The sequence below is a fragment of the Pelobacter propionicus DSM 2379 genome (assembly GCF_000015045.1).
GTDB lineage: Bacteria > Desulfobacterota > Desulfuromonadia > Geobacterales > Pseudopelobacteraceae > Pseudopelobacter > Pseudopelobacter propionicus.
In genome coordinates this window covers 3,237,306-3,257,826 of sequence record NC_008609.1, presented here as the reverse complement: position 1 = coordinate 3,257,826, position 20,521 = coordinate 3,237,306, and the positions used below count along the sequence as shown (strand labels likewise).

The following is a 20,521-nucleotide window of genomic DNA, read 5'->3' as shown; positions in this document are numbered from 1 at the left end:
GGCCGCGGTTGGGAATAATAACCGCTTGCGCCCGGAGGTCAACAGCATTCTTTTCAGGCGCTCTTTCCTGGCCGTCCAAACAGTGCTACACTCCGCCTCCACTGGTGCAGAAAGGAAGACTGAATGAAAAAACATCTCAACCTGTTGCGGGAATTCTCCGTGCCGCTTGTGGCCGGCGTTGTCGTCGCGCTCTTCTGGGCCAATCTGGATCCTGCCGGGTACCGCGCCTTCGACTCCACACCGTTCTGGGGGTCCCTGTCGTTCCATTTTATCTCCAATGAGCTGTTCATGACCCTGTTTTTCGGCATTGCCGCCGTGGAGATCACCCAGAGCTGCATGCCCGGCGGTGACCTGAATCCGATCTCCCGGGCGGTCAACCCTCTGTTCGGCACCCTGGGGGGGGTGCTGGGGCCGGTGCTGGTCTACCTGGGGCTGAACGCCCTGGTGGGGCTGCCTGAACTGCGCAACGGCTGGGGGATTCCCACCGCCACGGACATCGCTCTGGCCTGGCTGGCGGCGCGTATGGTCTTCGGCCCCGGCCATCCGGCCGTCTCCTATCTGCTGCTGTTGGCGGTGGCCGACGACGCCATCGGCCTGGCCATCATCGCGCTGTTCTACCCCGATCCGAATCACCCGGTGGTCGCGGCCTGGCTGCTGCTGACCCTCTTGGGCATGCTGGTTGCCTGGGGGTTGGGCAGACGGCGCGTGCGCAGCTACTGGCCCTACATCCTGCTGGGAGGGAGCCTGAGCTGGATCGGGCTGCACCAGGCCCACCTGCACCCGGCCCTGGCCCTGGTCTTCATCATTCCTTTTCTGCCTCACCGCCTGCGGGAGAGCAGGCACCTCTTCGACGACGACCCGGGCGATCGTTCGCCCCTGGCGCAGTTCGAGCATGAGTGGAAGGTGGTGGTGGACTTTGGTCTGTTTCTGTTCGGCCTGGCCAACGCCGGAGTGGAATTCTCCAGCATCGGCACGGTCACCTGGCTGGTGCTGGTCTCCCTGCTCGTCGGCAAGACCGTCGGCATCTTCGGCTTCGGCCTGCTGGCGGAGCGGCTCGGCTTCAGAAGGCCGCGGGGCATGAAGAGGCGTGACCTGCTGGTGGCGGGGGTTGTTGCCGGAACCGGCTTCACCGTGGCGCTGTTTGTCTCCGGATCCGCCTTTTCCGATCCGGTGATCCAGGCTGCCGCCAAGATGGGAGCCATGTTCAGTCTGGCGGCGGCACTGATCGGCATGCTGCTGGGCCAGCTGCTGCGCATACGAAAGGTGCATTGAAGATGATCCATATCATTCAGAGCGACGGGGATGTGCCGGCGGGGCTGGTGGAGGGCGAACTGCGGCGGTTGGGGGTGGAGCAGCGCACCATCGGCCTGCACATCTCTGAGGCACTGCCCGAAATTTCGGCAGTCAGGGCGCTGGTCGTGCTGGGGGGCGCCATGGGAGCCAACGACGACCAGCGTCATCCTTTCCTGACAGAGTTGAAACGGTTCATCGCCCAGGCAATGGAGCGGGAGATCCCCTGTCTGGGCATCTGCCTGGGGGGGCAGCTGCTGTCCCTGGCAACGGGTGGGGAACTGTATGCGGGGCGCGACGGGGAGAAGGGGACCTATTCGGTCATGCTCACCGACCAGGGGGAGGGGGACCGGCTGTTCCACGGAGTGGGGCAGAGCTTCATCAGTTTTCAGTGGCATGATGACAGCTTCTCCATCCCGCCGGCCGGGACCAGGCTGGCATTCACCGGAACCTGTCACAACCAGGCCTTCAGGGTCGGCAGGCGGGCCTGGGGGGTGCAGTTCCATCCCGAGCTGAGCCGGGAGATCGTGGCAAAGTGGAGCTCGTGGAGCGCCGAAACCGCGGCCCGGACCGGGGAGTTCCTGGCAGCCTTCCAGGAGTGGGAGGAGGAGTACCTCCAGGTTGGCCGTCGGCTGGTGGAGAATTTCGCGCGGATCGCGGGGCTGCTTCCCTCCCCCTGTCGAGCCGTCTCGAAGCAGAGCTGACCTGTCGAGCTCCGCTGCGGGATCTCACGGCTGCCACAGGTACATGAAGCTGCCGCCTGAAAACTCGCTCGTCGCGCCCAGCATGCCGACCAGGCTGCTCTTCGCCTCCCTGCCGTCATAGATGCTCCCCAGGTAGCTGCCGGGGCGGTAGTAGCTGACCACCCGCGCTTGTTCATCCTTGATCTGTTTCCTCATCGCGGAGATGACATCGTCAAGATAGCCGGTTCCGTCCACCAGCCGCGCCTGAAGCGCCTGACCGGCGGTGTAGATGCGCCCGTCGGCCAGCCTGGCCAGTTCATCCCGCGACAGCCTGTTGCCGGGGCGCTGCATGACCACGTCCAGGAAGCGGCTGTGCAGCTGGTTGATGATCTCCTGGGCCAGCTTCTCCTCCTCGGGCGTTGCCCGGCGGAACAGGGAGAAAAAGTCCTTCTTGTCCCCCGATTTTACGGCCTGCTCCTCAATTCCCAACTTGCCCAGCAGGCCTGCCAGGTTGAATTTCATCAGGATCACGCCGATGCTGCCGGTGATGGCGGTGGGGTGGGCAATGATCCGGTCGGCCGCGGCAGCCGCGTAGTAGCCCCCCGAAGCCCCCACCCCCATGATGCAGGCATGCACCGGTATCCTGCGCCGCTTCTTGAATTCCGTAATATCGTGATGGATGATGTCGCTGGCGGTCACGCTTCCGCCGGGGGAGTCGATGCGCAGGATGACGCCGGCGATCCTGTCGTCCTTCTCCGCCTTCTGCAGGGCTTCGCGGATCAGCGAGACCGTCGACGGTCTGTCCGCTCCCACCAGGCCGCCCGGCTTTTCCTTTTCCGAGATCGTTCCGCTGATATCCAGCAGCAGGATCTTTTTGGCGCCCTCACCCTCCAGGACCTGCTCCTTAAGCGGGCTGGGCCGGGGGGCTAGGGGAACGGTCACGAAGGCGCAGCCGTGCAGGACCAGCAGGGCGAGCGACGCAAGGAACAGGGCAAGGGGACGTTTCATGGCAACCTCGTTTCATGGGAACAGGGTTTCCCGGGAGATGGGCAGCAACCTGGAGCCGTGACGAGGCAGGGGGTGTCAGCGGCGCTGCCCCAGGTAGTTCTCCAGGATCGGACCGTCGGCGGCGGCCCACTCCAGGGAGGGGAGCGCTTCCGGCGCCAGCCAGGCGATGGCGGCATGCTCGTGCAGGGTTATCTCCCCCCTTTCCATGGTGCAGACGAAGGGGTAGAGGGTGACGGTAAAGGATGGGTAGTCGTGGGTAACCGGTTCCAGTGCCGCTCCCACGGAGATGGCGATTCCCAGTTCCTCCATCAGCTCACGCCTCAGGCACTGCCGGGGAGTCTCGCCCGCCTCGATTTTGCCCCCGGGAAACTCCCAGACCAGCGGCATGCTCATGGCTTCGCCGCGCCGGGCAGCCAGAACCAGGCCGCCATGCTCGATGATGGCGCAGGCCACGTGGATATGCCGCTGGAGGGGCGCAGGGGGCATCGGCGGGCGGCGGTCAGTTGCGCTCAACTTCCGCGATGGCAGCCCTGACCGTTACCGGATTGATCCGGTTGTCCCCCACCAGCAGCCTGCTTTTTTTTGTTTTGGCGTTGGTCACCACCACCGTGGGGGTGGAATGAACATTGAAGCCGCGGTAGACCGTCAGGTTCGCCTGCATGCCGTAGAGCGTGTCGGCATAGTTGATCGGCCTGAGCCTGACCCCCAGGTGGGCGATGGCGGCTGAAACCTCGGCCTCGCTGGGGGTCCTGGTCCTGAGCGACAGATCGGACAGGGCCCTGCGCAGGCTGATGTACTTTGCCTTTTCGAATGTCAGAAACTGGAGGTTGAAGGGGGTGAAGTTGGTGGTCTCCCGGTGGATCGGGAAATCAACGAAGCCGATCCTGACCGACCTGGCCAACTCCGGATAGATACTCTCGATGGCCGGCTCGGCCTTCCTGCAGGCCGGACAGAACCAGTCGCTGACGAAGTAGACCGTGGTCGGGCTGGAGCGCTTGCCCAGGAACAGGTCCGGTTCGGCGGCATCGGCCTGTCTGTTGACGCCGACTGTGGCGGTTCCCAGCCCCATGACGAAAAACAGCGAGACAAGGACGAAGTGGATCAGTTTTGATTTCATGGGTGCTCCTTTGGCTGATAAGGTACGCAAACGCTCCCAGGTGACGCCGGCGCAGGCCAGAAAAATCGTTGCCGCGAGGGAGAGGCAGATCGGACACCACTGGCCGATCTCGTATTTCTGGATCCAGATGAAGCGTGCCTCCGCGCCTGCCGCCGCGAACAGCAGCAGCAGTGCCAGCCAGGCGCAGCAGGCGGACCTGCCCCGCAGGGCGAGCAGGGGGAGCAGCAGCGCGAAGAAGCCGATGCCGACCCAGCCGAACTCCATGCCGAAGAGGCGGTAGTCGGCCGTTACGCTGCAGGAGCCGCAGATCTTGAACACAGCCTCCAGGGACAGCCCCATTCCCGCCAGGGAGGCGACCCAGGTGATCAGGCCGGGAAAGGGGAACGGTTTTTTCGATCCTATAGCCCTGTCTGTCGTGGCATTCAACGCTGGTTCTCCCTTCATGGCGCTGTGGCGGTTATTTCCCTGGCCCGGGTACACGGAATCCTGGGGAGCTAACAGTACACCTTTATTCGTCTTTGTGACAAGTCTCTCGATCCCGTCCCCCGGATGGGCCAGGCATGAACGGGAGAACAGGCACCACCCGTGACCGCCTGGCGGCGAGGTGAGCGGATTGGTCAGAACGCGTAGCTGAACTTGGCCCACAGGTTGTTCCCCTGGGGACGGTTGTAGGTATCCACCTCGAACAGGTACTTGAGGGTAAAGCTCATGTTGCGGTAGTCGTACGTGAACTGGGGGCCAACGGAGACGGTCATCCCCTTGTCCATGGTGGCGCCCTTGGCATCGTCGTCGGTTGTCTGCTGGTAGTAGTAGCCTCCCAAGCCCATGCTCAGGTTGTCCAGTTTCTTGGCCAGGGTGTAGTCAACGTGGAACTCCTGGCCGGAACGGTAGCCGCTCTCGTCGTTGCGGGTGTTGAAGTCGTACATGAACTTGGCCGAGAGTTCATAGCCGTCGTCTGTCACGTAGGTTCCGGCCACGATCGGCTCGAAGGTCCAGTAGTTGCGCCCGATATTGGCCACCCTGTCCCGGTCGTACTCGCCGGTGGGGCAGTAGATGTCCAGGGCGGTGAGCAGGTGCCAGTTCATGCCGTGCCAGGAGAGGATCAGGGGATCGACGATGACGTCGCCCAGTCCCTCGCGGCTGTCACTGCCGCCGGGGGATGTGTGTACGTCCATCTTCACCAGCGGGATAAATATGTGCATGCCCCAGTTGGCGCCCAGCAGCTTTTTATCGGTGATGTGGATCAGGCGAAAGGTGTTGGAGAATATATTCGCCTTGAAGGGGGACAGGTTATCGCCGTCGTTGCCCTTGAAGCGTTGTGCCGAATAAAAGCCGAAGTAGTTGATGAAATAGGTGCCGGGTGGCGGCGCAGTTCCGGACATGAAGTCCTCGGCGCCGTTGGGGTAGGCGCCTCCTCCCCCCTCGGTCGCCATTGCCGGGGCTCCCGGTACGAGCGCTGTTCCCAGGGCCAGCAGCGCCGACAGCACGACGTTCTTACCTCCGGTGAAACTCCCCATGGTACGTACTCCTCCTCTGTGTGGTCATCTGCTCATGGCACGGATCAGGCGGAATAGGCTATGAAAAAACAGGTTGAAACGCAAGTGTTTTCCATTGTATAGCCCCGCACATTCGTCATGCGTGAACAGCTGTTGTGCCATGGGGGTTTCTGCGCAAGCCGGAGAGGGGTGGCGCATCTATTGGCGAGAGCAGGGCGCGCGGCCTGTTTGCCATGCAGGGGGATCCGGAAAAAACAGGAATTGCAAAATGTGCCCTGTTTCGCTATAAGTGCTGAGACTGGATCGATGCACTGGACTCTGTCTGAGTCCCCACAACTGAATAGTGACAGAAACCGAAAAGGCAAAATCCGGGGAACCGGATGACGCAAAGCCACCTCCCAGGCCGGGCAGAGGGGCCGCCGAAGTATCAGCGCTTGTCACCACAGGGTGACGGTCGCCGCGCGTCCACTTTTTCGAAAGAAGAAGTGGAATTTTTCGTTTCAGCTTGGAAACGGCTTTTAGTGCAGAAAAGGAGGACACACTATGTCCGAAACCCATAAACTCCCCGAGGATGCGCAACCTGTTGAAACAATTGTGGAGAAAACCCTCTCCAACGGCATGCTGGTTGAGGTCAAGCTTGTCAAGCGACTGCACTGGTATGAGGCCATGCTGTTCGTGAATGAACTCTACCGGCCGGGACCGCCGCTGCCGCGCCCTCTGGATGAATCGACCAGCAGCGCGACTCACTGGATGGGAGTCCGTCCCAAGATCGGCCTGTCCGCCGAGGAGGCCGAGGCCATCATCGGCGAGGTGAATGTGCAGAACTACCTGCACAAGTGCAGGTTCGTGGATACCTGGGGGAATAACGACTGACACGGCCTCTGCCCCTGCTCGCCCTGTAACTCTTCTCCCCGCTGGCCGCGCTTCTTTGCACGCAGGCGGGGAGATGGCTGTTACCGTACCACGACCGCTGTCCCCTGGGCTGGACGCCGCCCGTTTTCCCTCTTCGCACCCCTGGTGCTCCTCCCGCAGTCCCGCCGCTCAATCCCCTTTGCCGGCCAATTGATTCAGCCAGGACAATGCCGCAACCGACTGCCGCACAACGGGACAGGCGCTGCCATTTCCCTGCAGCGGGAAAGCACCGATTCGGTAAGCCTGTCGGCCTGCCGGTGCAGGGAGAGCCAGTGCTCGAGACAGGGGCGGTGGGGGGCGGTTTTTGGGGTGACATATCGGCGATACTGTGACAAAAGGGAACGAAACTATTTCCATCGACCGGAAAGCATGAAACGTTCCGCTGAACTGTTCGCGAGGTATGCGCCCCACATGATACGTGACACCATTAAAGAGCTGCTGAAACGGCAGAGGCTTCTGGAAGAGGCGCTTCAGCGGCAGAGTCTGCCGCGGCAGGAAGTGGTGGAGTCCGTCGTGCAGAAACAGCACCTGTCCGAGGTCCGTTCGCTGCTCGCAGGCTTGGCGCCCGCCGAAATAGCGGAGATCATCGATGAACTGAATCCGGAGGACCTGTTTCTGGTCTGGGGAGAGATCGATGAGGGGCTCCTCGATGAGATACTGGACGAGGTGTCCGATGCCACCCGCGATACCCTGGCCAGCCGCAGTTCGTATCTCGGGGCGGCCTGCGTGGTTAACGCCTTTGAGCTGAGCCAGGGGCGCCTGTGCCAGACCACCATCGAATCCGTCGACGACCTGGAGGGGATCAAGCCGATCTGGGTTGACCTGGTGGGCACCACAGCCGCCGACCGGCGCAAGATCGGGCAGTTCTTCGGCCTGGAGCTACCCGACCCGGAGGATCTGTGTGACATCGAGTCCAGCGCGCGCTTCTACGTTGAAGAGGGGGGCGAGATACACCTGCACTCCGATTTCCTGCTGGATCGGGAGGGGGATTCGCGCAACGTGCCGGTGGCCTTCATTCTCTTCCGGGACATCCTCTTCTCGGTGCGCGAGGAAGAGTTGCCGGTCTTCCGCCTCCAGCGTCTGCGTGCGCGCATCCAGACCGGGTATGTCTCCGATGGTATGGACATGCTGCTGGACCTGTACGCGGCCAACGCCGAGTATTCGGCCGACTCGCTGGAAGAGATCTACTCGGCCCTGGGCGAGGTCGGCAAGAAGGTGCTCAGCGAAGCCATGACCGACGAGGAGGCGGCCAAGATTCTGGCGGAGATCGCCGAGGAGGAGGACCTGAACGGCCGCATCCGCCGCAACATCCTGGATACCCGGCGCGCGCTGACCTTTCTGATCCGCAGAAAACTCCTCTCTACCCCCCAGTTCGAAGACGCCCGGCAGATCATGCGCGACATTGAGTCGCTGGACGGCCACACCGCCTTCCTGTTCGACAAGATCAACTTTCTGATGGATGCCACCGTCGGTTTCATCAACATCAACCAGAACCGGGTCATCTACCGCCTGACCGTGCTCACCGTTATCTTCATGCCGCTCAACCTGGTGGCCGGCATCGGCGGCATGTCCGAGTTCTCGGTGGTGACCCAAGCCATTCCCTGGCCCATTTCCTATGGCCTCTTCACCATCGGGTTGATCGTCATGGCCTGGCTGACGCTGGTCATCCTGCGCTTCTACGAGCGGCGTCCCGGTCCCGCCAAATCAACGGGCGAAAAGCGCTCCCGTTGGCTGCCGTCCCTGCGTAGTTCTCCACCCTCCTGACGGCTTGTGATGCCGGCAAAAGCGATCTTTTCCTCCACTGTCCCGCAGAATTGAGTATTTTACCCGCTGACACGAGGGATACGCCGTGACCAGCCACATACCGGTGGCGAGGGCCATCGATCTCTGCCGTGACCTGCACGATGAGCCTCCCCGCTCCACCTGTAGTCAGCGGTCCGCGGTGTACGTGGTCGGCTGGCGCGAGTTATTGACAGGGGGAAAATAAGGGGAGGAGGAGAACAACCCCACGTGCTGCGGGTCAACATCAGCAACTTAAGGCGCAAGATCGAGGCCGACCCCTCCCGGCCGCGCCACATCATCACCGAGCCAGGCGTCGGCTACCGCCTGGTGCCGGAGCTGTGAGACTATTTCGGTGGGAAATGTTGTTATCTCAAAAGATGTACCAATTTACAAACCGGTTAACAGGTGCTATTGTTTGGTCGTTAGATAGCTATGGAGGTCGCCATGCGGACGGTAAAATTTTCGGAAGATGTCATTCCCCTGACCGACGTCAAAATCAACCCGGGTAAGCTGGTGAAGCGGGTTTCGCAGAGTCACCGTCCGGTGCTGTTGACCAGTCGCGGGCGTGGGGTGGCTGTTGTGCAAGGCGTGGCGGATTTTGAGGCGCACGAGGAAGAACAGCAGTTCATGCGGGCCGTAGTGAAGGGGCTGATGGAGTTGGAGAACGGTCGTGAAATCAGCTTGGACGAGGTTAAACAACGGCTGAACCTGGGCGGCTGACATGACGGATACCGGCATAATCGTCACCTTTGCCGAGTCGGCTCTGGGGGATATTCTGGAAATGCGGGAGTGGTACGCCGAACAGCTTGTGCCGGAGGTCGGTGAACGTTTTGCCGCTGAAATCATCGCCAGGGTAGAGGCGTTACAGGTCAATCCCGACATGGGGCGGATGGTTCCCGAGTTTGGGGTTGAGACTCTGCGTGAGTTGATCCATCCGTCGTTCAGGATCGTCTATCGGCGTGACGGGATGCGGGTGAGGATCGTTCGGGTGTGGCGGAGTGAGCGCTTGTTGAAGATGCCGTAAATATAAGTGAACTATCCCCGGCGTAGAGTTTGACATTTGGACATTCGTTAACAGGGAGCCGAACATGAAGGACACGAAATACGCCCTGATCATCATCGACATGCAAAATGATTTCGTTCTGCCCGGCGCGCCGGCGTGCGTTGCGGGTGCCTATGCCACGCTTCCCTGCGTACGGCGGCTGCTGGATTTCTTCCGGGCAAACTCCTGGCCCGTGTTTCATGTCGTGCGGGAGTACCGGGCGGACGGGAGCGATATCGAATGTACCCGGCTTCACGGTTTTCTCAACGATAAACGCTATGCGGTCCCCGGAACCGAGGGGTGCGAGATCGTGGCCGAGCTTGCGCCGGTGGAGGGGGAGTACCGGGTGGTCAAGAACAGGTTTAGCGGTTTCATGAACACGGAGCTGGATTTCATGCTGCGTAGGATCGGCGCCACGCAGCTGGTGATCTGCGGCACCCAGTATCCCAACTGCATCCGGACCACCATTTTCGACGCCATCGCCCACGGCTACCCGGTCATCAATGTGACCGACGCCACGTCGGCACAGACCCCCCAGATCGCGGAGGCCAATATCACGGATCTGAAGAACATCGGGGTGGAGTGCGTTACGCTGCGGGAGTTCCTCCAATCGTTCTGAAAGCCTGAAAAACCGTCCTAACCACCTTGTTGACAGGCAAGCAACCAACCAACCAGGTTCGATGCTGCCACCAGCAAGAAACACGCATTATTGTCTTTGACACCCAACGAGGCCCTTGCAGAATTAACGCCTTTACGGTAGCGGCACAGCTGCCAAGGGACCGTCAAGGAGGATTCATGAAGGACATCGAGCGCTTTATTAGCGGGTTTCGCAGGTTCCGGGAAAACTACTTCGGACCAGAAGCCACCCATTTCGAACATCTCAAGAAGGGGCAGAACCCCAAAACCATGCTCATCGGCTGTGCCGACTCCCGGGTAGATCCGGCCATTCTGACCAATTGCGCCCCGGGCGACATCTTCACCGTGCGTAACGTAGCCAACCTGGTGCCCCCCTTCGAGGAGGACGGCGGCCGGCACGGGGTGAGCGCGGCACTGGAGTTCGCCGTCTGCCATCTGGAGGTGGAGCACATCATCGTCCTCGGTCACTCCGGGTGCGGTGGCATCAATGCTCTCATGGCGGGTACCAGCGGCTGCGGGGGAGACGGTTTCATCTCCCGCTGGATGTCCATCGCGGCGCCGGCCCGGGAACGGGTGCTGGCGGAGTTATCGGACAAGGACCCACTTCTTCAGCGGAGGGCTGCCGAGCAGGCGGCGATCCTCCTCTCCCTGGAGAACCTCCGCTCCTTTCCCTGGATCGACGAGCGGGTCGCCAGCGGGGTGCTCTCGCTGCACGGCTGGTATTTCGACATCTCGGAGGGGGAACTGCTGGAATATCGGCCCGAGCGTGGCGTATTCGAACCGATAACCTGATACTTCAGATTCGTACGGTTTTTGTATTCACATACGAAACTCCGCTGTTCACCACCGACCTGCCCGACCTGAGGCTGGCCGGACGTGACAAGGTCATCGGAATACGCGGGAACTCACCGCTTTTACGAAAATACAGAGAAGCTTGAATGGCGCCTGTCTCACTGCTGTTGGGGACACCCCGTGAAGCTGTATCCGGTGACGAAGAATTCCGGATGCGCTCTGGATGGGCGAAGTATGAGCGGGCGCTCCCCGACACCGGGACCGTCCAGGGGGATATGCATGGAGGACAGAACACTGCCTGAGGAAACAGCCAAACTCCAACGGGATGTGGTCGTCCTAATGGATTTCCTGGCCGAAGTCCTGGACGGCCTGGGAGAAGGTTCCCTGGCCGCCTCACTCCCGTTCAAGGGGAGAGAAGCGACAGCGACTGACAACGATCGGGTGGTCCACGCCTTGTCAATTGCCTTCCAGTTGCTCAATATGGCCGAAGAGAACAGCGCGGTGCAGATGCGGCGGAAAGTGGAGTCCCATGCAGGACTGGCGGAAGAGCCGGGGCTGTGGGGCCAAATCCTTTCCCAACTCAGGGAACAGGGTGTTGCTGAAGAAACCATCCATCACGAACTGGAAAAGGTGGTGGTGGAGGTGGTGCTCACCGCCCATCCTACCGAAGTCCGGCGGACATCGGCCCTGTACCATTTGCGGGAACTGTACCAGCTGATCGTCAAGCTTGAAAACCCGGTCTGGACCCCCATGGAACGTCGGGAGATCCAGGAAGAGATCAAGGCAATGCTGGAATTGCTCTGGCAGACCGGCGAAATTTTCATTGAAAAGCCCCACGTCCTCTCAGAGCTTGCCGGCATCATCTACTATCTGCGCTCCATCTTCCCCCAGGTCCTGCCGATTCTCGAAAAGCGGCTGCGGCACGCCTGGCAGGATGTCGGTTTTACCTGTAATGCACAGGAGATACCCCCCAGGTTGCCACGTCTCCGGTTCGGCACTTGGGTCGGCGGGGACCGGGACGGCCATCCGTTGGTAACTGCCGCGATAACGAGGCAGGCTCTCCGGGAGTTGCGAAACAGTGCCGTCTCTCTTGTTAATGAGCAACTTGTAACTATGGCGGCACGTTTGAGTCTTTCTCGGCGCCTTTTGCCGGTTCCGGCGCCACTTGCGGAACTGATCGCGGATGTCGCCGCCACGCTCGGTGACAGGGGTGAAGAGGCACTGCGGCGGAACCCATTGGAGCCGTGGCGCCAAGTGATAAATCTCATGATCGCCAGGCTGCCCGTTGATAGTGCCGGAAAGGAGTCTGACTCGGTACAGCCGGGTCAGGGATGCTACCAGCTGGCTGCCGAGCTGTGCAACGACCTGCGCTTGGTGCAGGACAGCCTGACCGCCGCCGGCGCGTTACGACTCGCCAGGGACTATGTAGCACCCGTGCGGCGCACGGTGGAGGTGTTCGGTTTTCACCTGGCTTCCCTCGACATTCGCCAGAACAGCGCCTTTCACGACCTGGCCGTGGAGCAGCTGATGACCGCGGCCGGTCTGCAGGATACCGGTTTTTCCGGGTGGAGCGAGGTTCGGCGACTGGAGTTCCTTAACCGAGAGCTTGCGTCGTCGCGTCCCTTTGCCCGCCACGATGCCAGGCCGGGCCATGAGGCCGAGAGCGTCATCGACTGCTACCGGGAGCTGGTCGACCATATCCGGGTCTGGGGGAGGGACGGCCTCGGCTCTCTGATTGTAAGCATGACCCGCGCCCTTTCGGACCTGCTGGTGGTCTACCTGCTGGCCCGTGAGGCAGGGCTGACCGTGGCCGGTTCCAACGGTCACGTCTGTCTGCTGCCGGTGGTTCCCCTCTTTGAAACCATCGAGGACCTTCAGGGAAGCCATCTCGTCCTGCGCCAGTTTCTGGAGCATCCCATGACCCGTCGCACTCTTTCAGCTCTTTGCGGCGATGCGCCGGTGCAGCAGGTGATGATCGGTTACAGCGACAGCAACAAGGATGGCGGTATTCTCGCAAGCCTCTGGAGTCTCTACCGAGCACAGGAGGCTATGGCGGAGGCCGGCCGGCAGTGCGGTGTGGAGGTACGCTTCTTTCACGGCCGTGGAGGCACCATCAGCCGGGGAGCAGGACCCACCAGCCGTTTCCTGCGGGGGCTGCCTCAAGGTTCGGTGGTCGGGAACCTTCGTTTGACCGAGCAGGGAGAAGTTATTGCCCAGAAATACGCCAACCCGATGAATGCCGCCTATAACCTTGAGCTGCTGCTGGCCGGCACCGCAGGCGTCTCCGTAACCCAGAACCACTGCCCCAAGAAGGCCAACCCCTTGGAACCGGCCATGGACCGTCTTGCCGAGACAAGCCGCCGCGCTTACGAAAGCCTCGTCACCGGCGACGGGTTCATTACTTTCTTTCGCCAGGCAACCCCCATAGACGTCATCGAGTCGAGCCGGATAGGTTCCCGTCCTGCCCGGCGCAGCGGTGGAGCGAGCATTGCCGACCTGCGGGCCATCCCCTGGGTGTTCAGCTGGAGCCAGGCCCGCTACTCTCTTTCTGGATGGTTCGGCGTCGGTTCGGCCCTGGAGCGGTTCCTGCGGGAAGATGAGAGAGCCTTTCACGAAATCGCCGCCAACGCCGCATCCTGGGCGACGCTCAACTACATCGTCAGCAACGTTGCCACCAGCATCGCCACGGCAAATCCGGAGGTGATGCGCGAGTACGCCTCTCTCGTGGAGGACGGCGAGCTGCGCGAGCGGATCTTTACGGTCATCTATGATGAATACCTGCGCACTACACGGATGCTGGAACTGCTCTTCGGAGGCCCTCTTCTGGAGCAGCACCCCAGGATCCACGCGGTCCTTGCCCGTCGAGAAGAGTCTCTGTTGTTTTTGCACCGTCGTCAGATCGAGTTGCTTCCCCTGTGGCGGCATCACCGTGCGGCCCAGGAACACGGCCAGGCCGAGGAGCTGCTGATCCTTTTGCTGGAAACCGTCAATGCCATAGCGGCAGGGCTGCGCACGACAGGATAACTGATGGCAACATCGGGGTGGAGTGTGTCAGGCTGCGGGAGTTTCTCGAATCGTTCTGAAAGCCTGAGCGGCAACCTACGGTGCTTGGCATTGAAGTGTTGAAGATTAAACAGGTCCCACAGCTCTCAACCGTTGCAAAACAAGAACGGTATGTTCCCTTTAACATCAATTCCATTTTTATTCATATGAACCCGCTATACAGATGATAATTAGTCGATACTACCCGATTTTTAGCGATTTTATCTACTCATAGTCTATTCAAAGAAGGCCTCACCATGCGAGCCAGCAATTTCGATAATCTGGATCGGCTGCTCTCCTTCCTTGGTACGGGAGTGCATTCCGCACTGCTGTTCGGCTGATTCAGGGGTGCGCGGGTAATGTCCCGGAGGATGACAAGAGAAGGGCGGCTGTCGGGATGACGGCCGCCCTTCTCTCTTTTCGCTCGGCAACGGTCACTGTTTCGGCAGTGCCGCCAGCTTGCTCTCCCACCGCCAGGCGTCGGCGATGATGCCGCGCAGGTCATTGTGCCTGGGCTTCCAGCCGGTGAGTTCGCCGATCCTCTCCGCCCGGGCAACCAGCGAGGCCGGGTCTCCGGGGCGGCGATCCTCCTCCACCACCCTGAAATCCACGCCGCTTACCTCTTTCACCAGATTCAGGACCTCTCTTACGCTGCTGCCGCGACCGTAGCCCACGTTCATGGCGGTCGGCTCTCCCCCCTGCTCCAGGTACGTGAGGGCGTGCAGGTGGGCCGAGGCCAAATCCTCGATGTGGATGTAGTCGCGTACGCCGGTGCCGTCGGGGGTGGGGTAGTCGGTGCCGTAGATGGCAATGCGTTCCCGCATCCCCAGGGCGGCCTGGCAGGCCACCTTGATCAGGTGGGTCGCCTCGGGGGTGCGCTGCCCCATGCGGGCCAGGGGGTCGGCACCGGCCACGTTGAAGTAGCGCAGGGCCACGTACTTCATGTCGTGGGCAGCGCAGGTGTCCCTGAGCATCCACTCGCTCATCAGCTTGGAGGTGCCGTAGGGGTTGATGGGGGCCAGGACGCTCTCCTCGGCGGCCACTCCTCCCTCGGGAAAGCCGTACACGGCGGCGGTGCTGGAGAAGATGAAGCGCTTGACGCGATGCCTGACGCATGTCTCCAGCAGTCCCAGGGTGTTGCGGGTGTTGTTGCCGTAGTATTTCAACGGCAGCGAGACCGATTCAGGGGCGATGATGGCAGCGGCAAAGTGCAGCACGGTGGAGAATCGGTGGCTCTGGAAGGCGTCGTTCAGGGCCGCCGTGTCGCTCAGGTCGGCCAGGATCAGCTCCTCCCCGTTTACAAGGGCATTGGGAAAGCCGGTGGAGAGGTTGTCGTACACCACCACCCGGTGGCCCGATTCGGACAGTTGACGGACAACGTGGCTGCCGATGTAGCCGCAGCCGCCGGTAACGAGGATTGTTTCAGACATGGGCATTCCTTGAGGCGGGACGGCGAATCTGCTTCCCCCGCGGGGGCCGCCCCTTGATTGGGATGAACTACAGGTATTTCTGGATGTTCTTCAGCGAGCGCTCCAGGCGCTCGTTGGAGTGGGCTTCGATGGTCAAGACCGCCTCGGGGGCGAAGCTGTCCAGGAGGTCGAAGAGCTGGTCAAAGTCGATTTCGCCCTCCCCCAGGGGGAGGTGCTCGTCCGCCTGGCCGAAGTTGTCGTGCAGATGGATTTCAGCCATGAAGGAGCCCAGCTCGGCGAACCACTCCTCCAGGCCGACCGTGGAGAACATGTTCCAGTGCCCCACGTCGAAACAGTGGCGGAACGAGGGGGAGTCGATGGCCTCCAGCAGGTCGCGCAGGGAGGAGGGCTCCTTCTCGAAGATGTTTTCCACGGCGATGATGCTGCCGATGGCGGTTGCCCGGGGCAGCAGCCCCTGCCAGAAGTCGATGCTGTGCCTGAGCCAGGCCGTACGGCTGTTGCCGTGGCGCAGTTCGTCCAGGCCGGGGTGAAAGACGATCACCCGCGGCCCGAGGATCTCGGCCGCCTGAAAGACCTGCTCGAAGCGCTTGCGGGTCGCCTCGCGGATGGTGACGTCCGTTGCGCCGGGATTCAAGTCCATGAAGGCGGCATGGATGGTGGTGTTAAGCCCGGCCTCCCGCAGCCGACTGGCCGACTCGGTCAACCGTTCCGCGGTGAACGCGTCCAAAGCCTCGCAGGAGAAGTACACTTCGGGGTTGATGCGCTCGCGCAGGATGCGGTCCAGGCTCTCGGAGAGCAGGGGGTAGGGGACGTGGGCGTGTATTTTTCTATTCATGGTGGCTGTGTCTCTTGAGCTGCTGCTTGATGATGGAGGCTGGTCCGGCATGAAGTATCAAATCTTCCAGCTTTGCGATGGATAAGGGTTCTCCCAGGACGATCAGGGTGTCGTCGCCGTCGATCTTGGCCTGGGAGTGCGGGTTGAAGACCATCTTTCCGTGGGCCTTCTTGATGCCGATGATGATCACGCCGGTTTCCCGGCGGAACCCGGAGCTGACCAGTGTCTCGCCGGCAAAGACCGAGTCGGGGGGAATGGTGATTTCCTCCATCTGCAGGTCCAGGTGGTCGCTGCCGGTGGCGATCTCGATGAAGTCGACCACGTTGGGTTGCAGGATTGACTGGGCCATCCTGGTTCCGCCGATGACGTAGGGGGAGATGACCTTGGAGGCGCCGGCCCGCTTCAGCTTGATGTCCGAGCTCTCGTCGCTGGAACGGGCCAGGATGAAGAGCTCGGGGTTGAGGCCGCGCGCGGTCAGGGTGATGTAGACGTTGTCGGCGTCGGAGGAGACTACCGAGATCAGCCCCTTGGCCCGCTTGATGCCCGCCTTGAGCATGCTCTCGTCCTGGGTGGCGTCCCCCCTGATGTGCAGGTAGCCGCTCTCCTCAAGCTTTTCCAGGGTCTCGACGTGCTTTTCCACCACCACGAAGGGGAGTTTGTGGGAAAAGAATTCCCTGCAGATCAGCGAGCCGATCCGGCCAAAACCGCAGACAATGTAGTGCCCGCGAAGAGCCTCGATCTTCTTTTCCACTTTTTTTCTCCCGATGACCCGCTGAATCTGTCCTTCGAACATGATCTGGGCCAGGCTGCCCACGATATACCCCAGCACGCTGACGCCCACCACGATCAGCGACATGGTGAAGCCCTTGCCGGTGTCGGACAGGTCGTGGACCTCCTTGAAGCCGACGGTCCCCAGGGTGATGATGGTCATGTACAGGGCGTCCAGGAGGCTCCAGTGTTCGATGGACATGAAGCCGATGGTGCCCGCGGAAACCAGCAGAAGCAGGATGGCTACGGATATTTTCAGGTGTCGGACAGGATCCACGGGCGCCTCGTGCGAATGGTAAGAGTACATTCTGGCAGTGCAAATTTCAAGGAATTGTAGCCCGTGTGCCAAAGCCGCGCGTCGCGCCCCCCTCCGAAAGCGGGCGAAAAAGGATTGTACTCAAAAAAACTTTTCAAATACAAAATGTTAGAGTTGACAAATTTTGCATACAGTATACAATAACCAAAATTTTTGCCCGGAGATTTGGATATGCCAAAACCGATTGAAAAGCATCCCACGCTGCGCGAAAAGATCCTGGAAAACATTCGTGACGCCATCATCTCCGGATCGCTCAAGGAAGGCTGCAAGGTGTCGGAGCCGGAGCTGGCCGAGCGTTTCGGCATCAGCCGTACGCCGATCCGCGAGGCGTTCCGGCAGCTGGAATCCGAGGGGTACCTGACGGTGATTCCTCGGCGGGGGGCGGTTGTCAGCGAGTTCAACCTGAAAGAGGTTGAGGATTTCTACGCCATCAAGAGCATTCTGGAGGGGTATGCCGCCCAGCGGGCCTGCCAGAGGCTGACCGACAAGGAGCTGGAGCGCCTCCACTCCATCAATGCCCGGCTTGGCGAACTGGCCGCTGCCAACGACGTGAAGGGCTTTTTCAAGCTCCATGACGAATTCCACGCCGTCTTCATCAATGCCTCCGACAATGAGAAGCTCAAAGAGATGATCTATAGCCTGATCACCCGTTTCCAGCGTCTTCGCCACATGTCCTTAAGTCTTCCCGGAAGGATGGCCGTGTCGGTGCAGGAGCACGACAAGATCCTGGACGCATTCCGGTGCAGGGATGCCGAGGCTGCCTCCAGGTTGGTCCAGAAGAATGCCGAGTACGGCGGCAGGGTGCTGATCGATGGCGGTGTCACCGCTACCCTGGCAGCAGAGTTCAAGATGGGCCGCTGAACCGCCGGCATGGCGGCCATGGCTGCTGACCGGCCGGGATATTTCAGCGCTCGCCGCACCACTGAACATGGGCGGTCGCGGCGCTCGCGAGGAAAGACGATGAAAGCTTGCAAGGCCTTTGCCCTGATACCGGCTGCCGGAATGGGGAAGCGCATGGGCGCTTCCGTGAACAAGCAGTACCTGCAACTGGGCGGCCTTCCCATTCTGGCCCACACCCTGGCGGTATTCCAGCAGTGCCCCCGCATCACTGGCATCTGCCTGGTGACCCCCGCCGACGAGATCGCCTACTGCCGCGACCAGGTGGTCAGTGCCTGCGGCTTCACCAAGGTGATCGAAATCGTTCCCGGTGGCCGGGAACGCCAGAATTCGGTCATGAACGGCCTCAAGGCCTTGAAGCGCCATGCCGCCGCCGATGACGTGGTGCTGATCCACGACGGTGTCAGGCCGTTCATCTCCCCTGACCTCTTGCGGGAATCCATTGCCGCGGCAAGCTCCGGCGACGGGGCGCTGGTGGCGGTGAGGGCCAAGGATACCATCAAGACGGTGCGGGACGGCGTTGTCCAGGATACGCCGGACCGCTCGACCCTCTGGCAGGCCCAGACCCCCCAGTCGTTCCGTTACGGCGTTATCTGCGAGGCCCACCAGAGCGCCGAGGAGGCCGGCTTCGCCGGTACCGACGATTCGTCGCTGGTGGAGCGGCGCGGTGGGCGGGTGCGGATCGTGCCGGGCGATTACCGCAACATAAAGATCACCACTCCCGAAGACCTTATTCTGGCGGAAGCCTTTCTGGCCGCTTTTCGGCAGGTGCTCCCATGAGCCCACAGACTCCCCAGAGGGTTTTGATCGTTGATGACGAGATGCTGGTGGCCAAGATCCTCTCCCTGCACCTGGAGGAGTCCGGCTATCTGACCGAATGGGCCAAGGATGGCGAGCAGTGCCTGGCGCTGCTGGCGGAAAAAACCTATGCCCTGGTGCTGCTGGATATCTGGATGCCGCAGATGAGCGGTGTGCAGGTGCTGGAACAGATCAGGGAGAGCGGAAACGATGTTGCCGTGATCATGATGAGCGGCCATGGCAGCGAGAGCATGGCGGTGAACTGCATGAAAAACGGCGCCATGGATTACTTTGCCAAGCCCTTCGAGTTCAACGATGTGCTCCAGCGGGTGGACCAGGCCATCGCCAACCGCGCCATGCGCCTGGAAAAGCAGCGCCTGGAACGGGAAAAGGACGACTTCGTCTCCATGCTCTCCCATGACATGAAGAACCCGATCACCGCCGTGATCGGCTCCATCGACATCATGCGCGAGGGGTGCCTGGGGCCGGTCGACCAGGAGCAGTCCGAGTATCTCCAGTCCGCCATCGACAGCTGCAATGAAGTGGTTGCCATGATTGACAACCTGCTGGATATCCATCGCTTCGAGGCTGGCCGCATGCGCCTGGACCTGCAGCCCAGCGATCCCCGGGAACTGCTTTCGGCCATTGTTGGCAGGTTCGGCATGCTGGCCGGCCGCGAAGGAGTCGTGCTGAACGTCGACGTGGACCCGGATCTTCCCTGGCTGGCCGTCGACCGTAGTGCCTTTTCCCGGACCGTCACCAACCTTCTCTCCAACGCCCTCAAGTTCACGCTGGAAGGGGGGATGATCACCCTCTCCTGCCATTCCCTGGATACGAAGCGGGCGATGGAACTGCCGGTCCCCGCCTATGCCGCGCAACAGGCCTCCCTGTTGTTCAATGGCCACGGGCACCTGGTGCGACTGAGCGTCAGGGATACGGGCAGCGGCATCCCGCCGGAGGATCAGGAGAGGATCTTCGAGCGTTTCGTCCAGTCGAGCCAGGGGGGGAAGGGGCGCAGCGGCGCCGGGCTCGGGCTGGCCTACTGCACGTTGACGGTGAAGGGTTTTGGCGGCGTGATCTGGGTCGAGAGCACACCGGAACAGGGGAGCGAGTTCATCATCCTGCTCCCCGCCCTGGAAGAGTGCGATGGTGCATGATGCCGGACAACCGCAGGGAGGGTGCCGGCCATGATCCGGGCATTGGTTGCGCTGCTGCTGGTGGCCGGGCTCTGCCTGGCCGCGCCGCTTCAGGCTGCGGAGCTTGATTTCGCCAAGGCGCTGAAGATCGGTTCCGGTCCCAAGGTCGTGGTGGAATTCACCGATCCCGACTGCCCCTTCTGCCGCAGCGCTTCCCGCTACCTTGACGGCCGCGGGGATGTGACCCGCTATGTATTTTTCTACCCCCTGGCCAGGCACCCTCGGGCCAGGGAAAAGGTCGGCTACATCCTCTCCCGCAAGGATGGGGAACGTGCATACCACCAGGTCATGTCCGGCGCCCTGGATGGCGCCGCCACACTTGCCAGCACTCCCCGGGGGAACAGGCTGCGGGAGGAACAGCTCATGATCGCCACCCGCGCCGGGGTGACTTCCACTCCCACCTTCATGATCAACGGCCGGATCCTGACCGGTTTCGACCGGGCCAGGATCGAGGAACTGCTGGGAAAATGACCCTGCACCC

Annotated in this window: 21 protein-coding genes, 1 pseudogene and 1 riboswitch; of the genes and pseudogenes, 15 read left to right on the top strand and 7 right to left on the bottom strand. The window is 61.3% G+C overall.

The genetic code is table 11. The features are described 5' to 3' along the window. Positions 1-123 precede the first annotated feature (123 nt). Both PPRO_RS14820 and PPRO_RS14815 read left to right on the top strand, forming a co-directional pair. Positions 124-1,272 (top strand): Na+/H+ antiporter NhaA, encoded by a 1,149-nt coding sequence (locus PPRO_RS14820; protein WP_011736820.1) that lies wholly within the window; start codon positions 124-126, stop codon positions 1,270-1,272. 2 nt (positions 1,273-1,274) lie between these two features. Beyond that, positions 1,275-1,994: a type 1 glutamine amidotransferase gene (locus PPRO_RS14815; protein ID WP_011736819.1), complete on the top strand. Its 720-nt coding sequence runs from the start codon at positions 1,275-1,277 to the stop codon at positions 1,992-1,994. Positions 1,995-2,018: 24 nt separating this feature from the next. On the opposite strand, the gene sppA is transcribed toward PPRO_RS14815, so the two are convergent. The 4 genes from sppA to PPRO_RS14795 form a co-directional block, all read right to left on the bottom strand. Further along, positions 2,019-2,981 (bottom strand): signal peptide peptidase SppA, encoded by a 963-nt coding sequence (gene sppA / locus PPRO_RS14810; protein WP_011736818.1) that lies wholly within the window; start codon positions 2,979-2,981, stop codon positions 2,019-2,021. Between the two features lie 75 nt (positions 2,982-3,056). Beyond that, positions 3,057-3,467, bottom strand: coding sequence for a (deoxy)nucleoside triphosphate pyrophosphohydrolase (locus PPRO_RS14805; protein ID WP_011736817.1), 411 nt, complete (start codon positions 3,465-3,467; stop codon positions 3,057-3,059). Between the two features lie 13 nt (positions 3,468-3,480). Further along, positions 3,481-4,524 (bottom strand): thioredoxin domain-containing protein, encoded by a 1,044-nt coding sequence (locus PPRO_RS14800; protein ID WP_198138287.1) that lies wholly within the window; start codon positions 4,522-4,524, stop codon positions 3,481-3,483. A 191-nt stretch (positions 4,525-4,715) separates the two neighbouring features. Continuing rightward, on the bottom strand, positions 4,716-5,615 hold the full coding sequence (locus tag PPRO_RS14795; protein WP_011736815.1) for a SphA family protein: 900 nt from the start codon (positions 5,613-5,615) through the stop codon (positions 4,716-4,718). Between the two features lie 329 nt (positions 5,616-5,944). Next, positions 5,945-6,018, top strand: a riboswitch (cyclic di-GMP riboswitch). Positions 6,019-6,137: 119 nt separating this feature from the next. Here PPRO_RS14795 and PPRO_RS14790 point away from each other — a divergent pair. The 9 genes and pseudogenes from PPRO_RS14790 (at position 6,138) to PPRO_RS14760 (ending at position 13,782) form a co-directional block, all read left to right on the top strand. Then, positions 6,138-6,467 carry a hypothetical protein gene (locus PPRO_RS14790; RefSeq protein ID WP_011736814.1) on the top strand — a complete coding sequence of 110 codons (330 nt, stop codon included), beginning with the start codon at positions 6,138-6,140 and terminating at the stop codon, positions 6,465-6,467. A gap of 450 nt (positions 6,468-6,917) precedes the next feature. Further along, positions 6,918-8,270: a magnesium and cobalt transport protein CorA gene (locus tag PPRO_RS14785; RefSeq protein ID WP_011736813.1), complete on the top strand. Its 1,353-nt coding sequence runs from the start codon at positions 6,918-6,920 to the stop codon at positions 8,268-8,270. An 85-nt stretch (positions 8,271-8,355) separates the two neighbouring features. After that, entirely contained in the window at positions 8,356-8,493 is a 138-nt protein-coding gene (locus PPRO_RS21020) for a hypothetical protein (RefSeq protein WP_157040032.1), read from the top strand. 11 nt (positions 8,494-8,504) lie between these two features. Further along, positions 8,505-8,630, top strand: a pseudogene (locus PPRO_RS20330) (winged helix-turn-helix domain-containing protein); the annotation flags it as partial. A 102-nt stretch (positions 8,631-8,732) separates the two neighbouring features. Continuing rightward, a complete protein-coding gene (locus tag PPRO_RS14780; RefSeq protein ID WP_011736811.1) occupies positions 8,733-9,008 on the top strand; it encodes a type II toxin-antitoxin system Phd/YefM family antitoxin in 276 nt (91 codons plus the stop codon). A gap of 1 nt (position 9,009) precedes the next feature. Continuing rightward, positions 9,010-9,312, top strand: coding sequence for a type II toxin-antitoxin system RelE/ParE family toxin (locus PPRO_RS14775; protein WP_011736810.1), 303 nt, complete (start codon positions 9,010-9,012; stop codon positions 9,310-9,312). Positions 9,313-9,376: 64 nt separating this feature from the next. Beyond that, positions 9,377-9,949 (top strand): cysteine hydrolase family protein, encoded by a 573-nt coding sequence (locus PPRO_RS14770; protein ID WP_011736809.1) that lies wholly within the window; start codon positions 9,377-9,379, stop codon positions 9,947-9,949. Between the two features lie 176 nt (positions 9,950-10,125). Continuing rightward, on the top strand, positions 10,126-10,758 hold the full coding sequence (locus tag PPRO_RS14765) for a carbonic anhydrase (RefSeq protein ID WP_011736808.1): 633 nt from the start codon (positions 10,126-10,128) through the stop codon (positions 10,756-10,758). A gap of 279 nt (positions 10,759-11,037) precedes the next feature. After that, the gene (locus PPRO_RS14760; RefSeq protein WP_011736807.1) at positions 11,038-13,782 is read left to right on the top strand and encodes a phosphoenolpyruvate carboxylase; all 2,745 of its coding nucleotides are present in this window, start codon (positions 11,038-11,040) and stop codon (positions 13,780-13,782) included. 452 nt (positions 13,783-14,234) lie between these two features. Here PPRO_RS14760 and galE read toward each other — a convergent pair whose 3' ends face one another. The 3 genes from galE to PPRO_RS14745 all read right to left on the bottom strand — a co-directional run bounded on the left by galE (position 14,235) and on the right by PPRO_RS14745 (position 17,110). Beyond that, positions 14,235-15,230 (bottom strand): UDP-glucose 4-epimerase GalE, encoded by a 996-nt coding sequence (galE, locus tag PPRO_RS14755; protein WP_011736806.1) that lies wholly within the window; start codon positions 15,228-15,230, stop codon positions 14,235-14,237. Between the two features lie 67 nt (positions 15,231-15,297). Continuing rightward, positions 15,298-16,065, bottom strand: coding sequence for a sugar phosphate isomerase/epimerase family protein (locus tag PPRO_RS14750; RefSeq protein ID WP_011736805.1), 768 nt, complete (start codon positions 16,063-16,065; stop codon positions 15,298-15,300). Then, positions 16,058-17,110, bottom strand: a complete 1,053-nt coding sequence (locus PPRO_RS14745; RefSeq protein WP_011736804.1) for a potassium channel family protein — start codon at positions 17,108-17,110, stop codon at positions 16,058-16,060. Before PPRO_RS14745 ends, PPRO_RS14750 begins: the two co-directional genes overlap by 8 nt. A gap of 210 nt (positions 17,111-17,320) precedes the next feature. Between PPRO_RS14745 and PPRO_RS14740 the strand changes: the two genes are divergently transcribed. The 4 genes from PPRO_RS14740 to PPRO_RS14725 all read left to right on the top strand — a co-directional run bounded on the left by PPRO_RS14740 (position 17,321) and on the right by PPRO_RS14725 (position 20,511). Continuing rightward, the gene (locus tag PPRO_RS14740) at positions 17,321-18,010 is read left to right on the top strand and encodes a GntR family transcriptional regulator (protein WP_011736803.1); all 690 of its coding nucleotides are present in this window, start codon (positions 17,321-17,323) and stop codon (positions 18,008-18,010) included. 99 nt (positions 18,011-18,109) lie between these two features. Then, positions 18,110-18,826, top strand: a complete 717-nt coding sequence (gene ispD / locus PPRO_RS14735; RefSeq protein WP_011736802.1) for a 2-C-methyl-D-erythritol 4-phosphate cytidylyltransferase — start codon at positions 18,110-18,112, stop codon at positions 18,824-18,826. Further along, the gene (locus PPRO_RS14730) at positions 18,823-20,001 is read left to right on the top strand and encodes a hybrid sensor histidine kinase/response regulator (protein WP_011736801.1); all 1,179 of its coding nucleotides are present in this window, start codon (positions 18,823-18,825) and stop codon (positions 19,999-20,001) included. Before ispD ends, PPRO_RS14730 begins: the two co-directional genes overlap by 4 nt. Positions 20,002-20,031: 30 nt before the next feature. Then, positions 20,032-20,511: a thioredoxin fold domain-containing protein gene (locus PPRO_RS14725; RefSeq protein ID WP_011736800.1), complete on the top strand. Its 480-nt coding sequence runs from the start codon at positions 20,032-20,034 to the stop codon at positions 20,509-20,511. Positions 20,512-20,521 lie beyond the last annotated feature (10 nt).

Excerpts from the sequence above, each read along its gene's own strand:
- PPRO_RS14820 (WP_011736820.1), top strand. The coding sequence starts at position 124 with ATGAAAAAACATCTCAACCTGTTGCGGGAATTCTCCGTGCCGCTTGTG.
- PPRO_RS14815 (WP_011736819.1), top strand. The coding sequence starts at position 1,275 with ATGATCCATATCATTCAGAGCGACGGGGATGTGCCGGCGGGGCTGGTG.
- sppA (WP_011736818.1), bottom strand. The coding sequence starts at position 2,981 with ATGAAACGTCCCCTTGCCCTGTTCCTTGCGTCGCTCGCCCTGCTGGTC.
- PPRO_RS14805 (WP_011736817.1), bottom strand. The coding sequence starts at position 3,467 with ATGCCCCCTGCGCCCCTCCAGCGGCATATCCACGTGGCCTGCGCCATC.
- PPRO_RS14795 (WP_011736815.1), bottom strand. The coding sequence starts at position 5,615 with ATGGGGAGTTTCACCGGAGGTAAGAACGTCGTGCTGTCGGCGCTGCTG.
- PPRO_RS14790 (WP_011736814.1), top strand. The coding sequence starts at position 6,138 with ATGTCCGAAACCCATAAACTCCCCGAGGATGCGCAACCTGTTGAAACA.
- PPRO_RS14785 (WP_011736813.1), top strand. The coding sequence starts at position 6,918 with ATGATACGTGACACCATTAAAGAGCTGCTGAAACGGCAGAGGCTTCTG.
- PPRO_RS14780 (WP_011736811.1), top strand. The coding sequence starts at position 8,733 with ATGCGGACGGTAAAATTTTCGGAAGATGTCATTCCCCTGACCGACGTC.
- PPRO_RS14775 (WP_011736810.1), top strand. The coding sequence starts at position 9,010 with ATGACGGATACCGGCATAATCGTCACCTTTGCCGAGTCGGCTCTGGGG.
- PPRO_RS14770 (WP_011736809.1), top strand. The coding sequence starts at position 9,377 with ATGAAGGACACGAAATACGCCCTGATCATCATCGACATGCAAAATGAT.
- PPRO_RS14765 (WP_011736808.1), top strand. The coding sequence starts at position 10,126 with ATGAAGGACATCGAGCGCTTTATTAGCGGGTTTCGCAGGTTCCGGGAA.
- PPRO_RS14760 (WP_011736807.1), top strand. The coding sequence starts at position 11,038 with ATGGAGGACAGAACACTGCCTGAGGAAACAGCCAAACTCCAACGGGAT.
- galE (WP_011736806.1), bottom strand. The coding sequence starts at position 15,230 with ATGTCTGAAACAATCCTCGTTACCGGCGGCTGCGGCTACATCGGCAGC.
- PPRO_RS14750 (WP_011736805.1), bottom strand. The coding sequence starts at position 16,065 with ATGAATAGAAAAATACACGCCCACGTCCCCTACCCCCTGCTCTCCGAG.
- PPRO_RS14740 (WP_011736803.1), top strand. The coding sequence starts at position 17,321 with ATGCCAAAACCGATTGAAAAGCATCCCACGCTGCGCGAAAAGATCCTG.
- ispD (WP_011736802.1), top strand. The coding sequence starts at position 18,110 with ATGAAAGCTTGCAAGGCCTTTGCCCTGATACCGGCTGCCGGAATGGGG.
- PPRO_RS14730 (WP_011736801.1), top strand. The coding sequence starts at position 18,823 with ATGAGCCCACAGACTCCCCAGAGGGTTTTGATCGTTGATGACGAGATG.
- PPRO_RS14725 (WP_011736800.1), top strand. The coding sequence starts at position 20,032 with ATGATCCGGGCATTGGTTGCGCTGCTGCTGGTGGCCGGGCTCTGCCTG.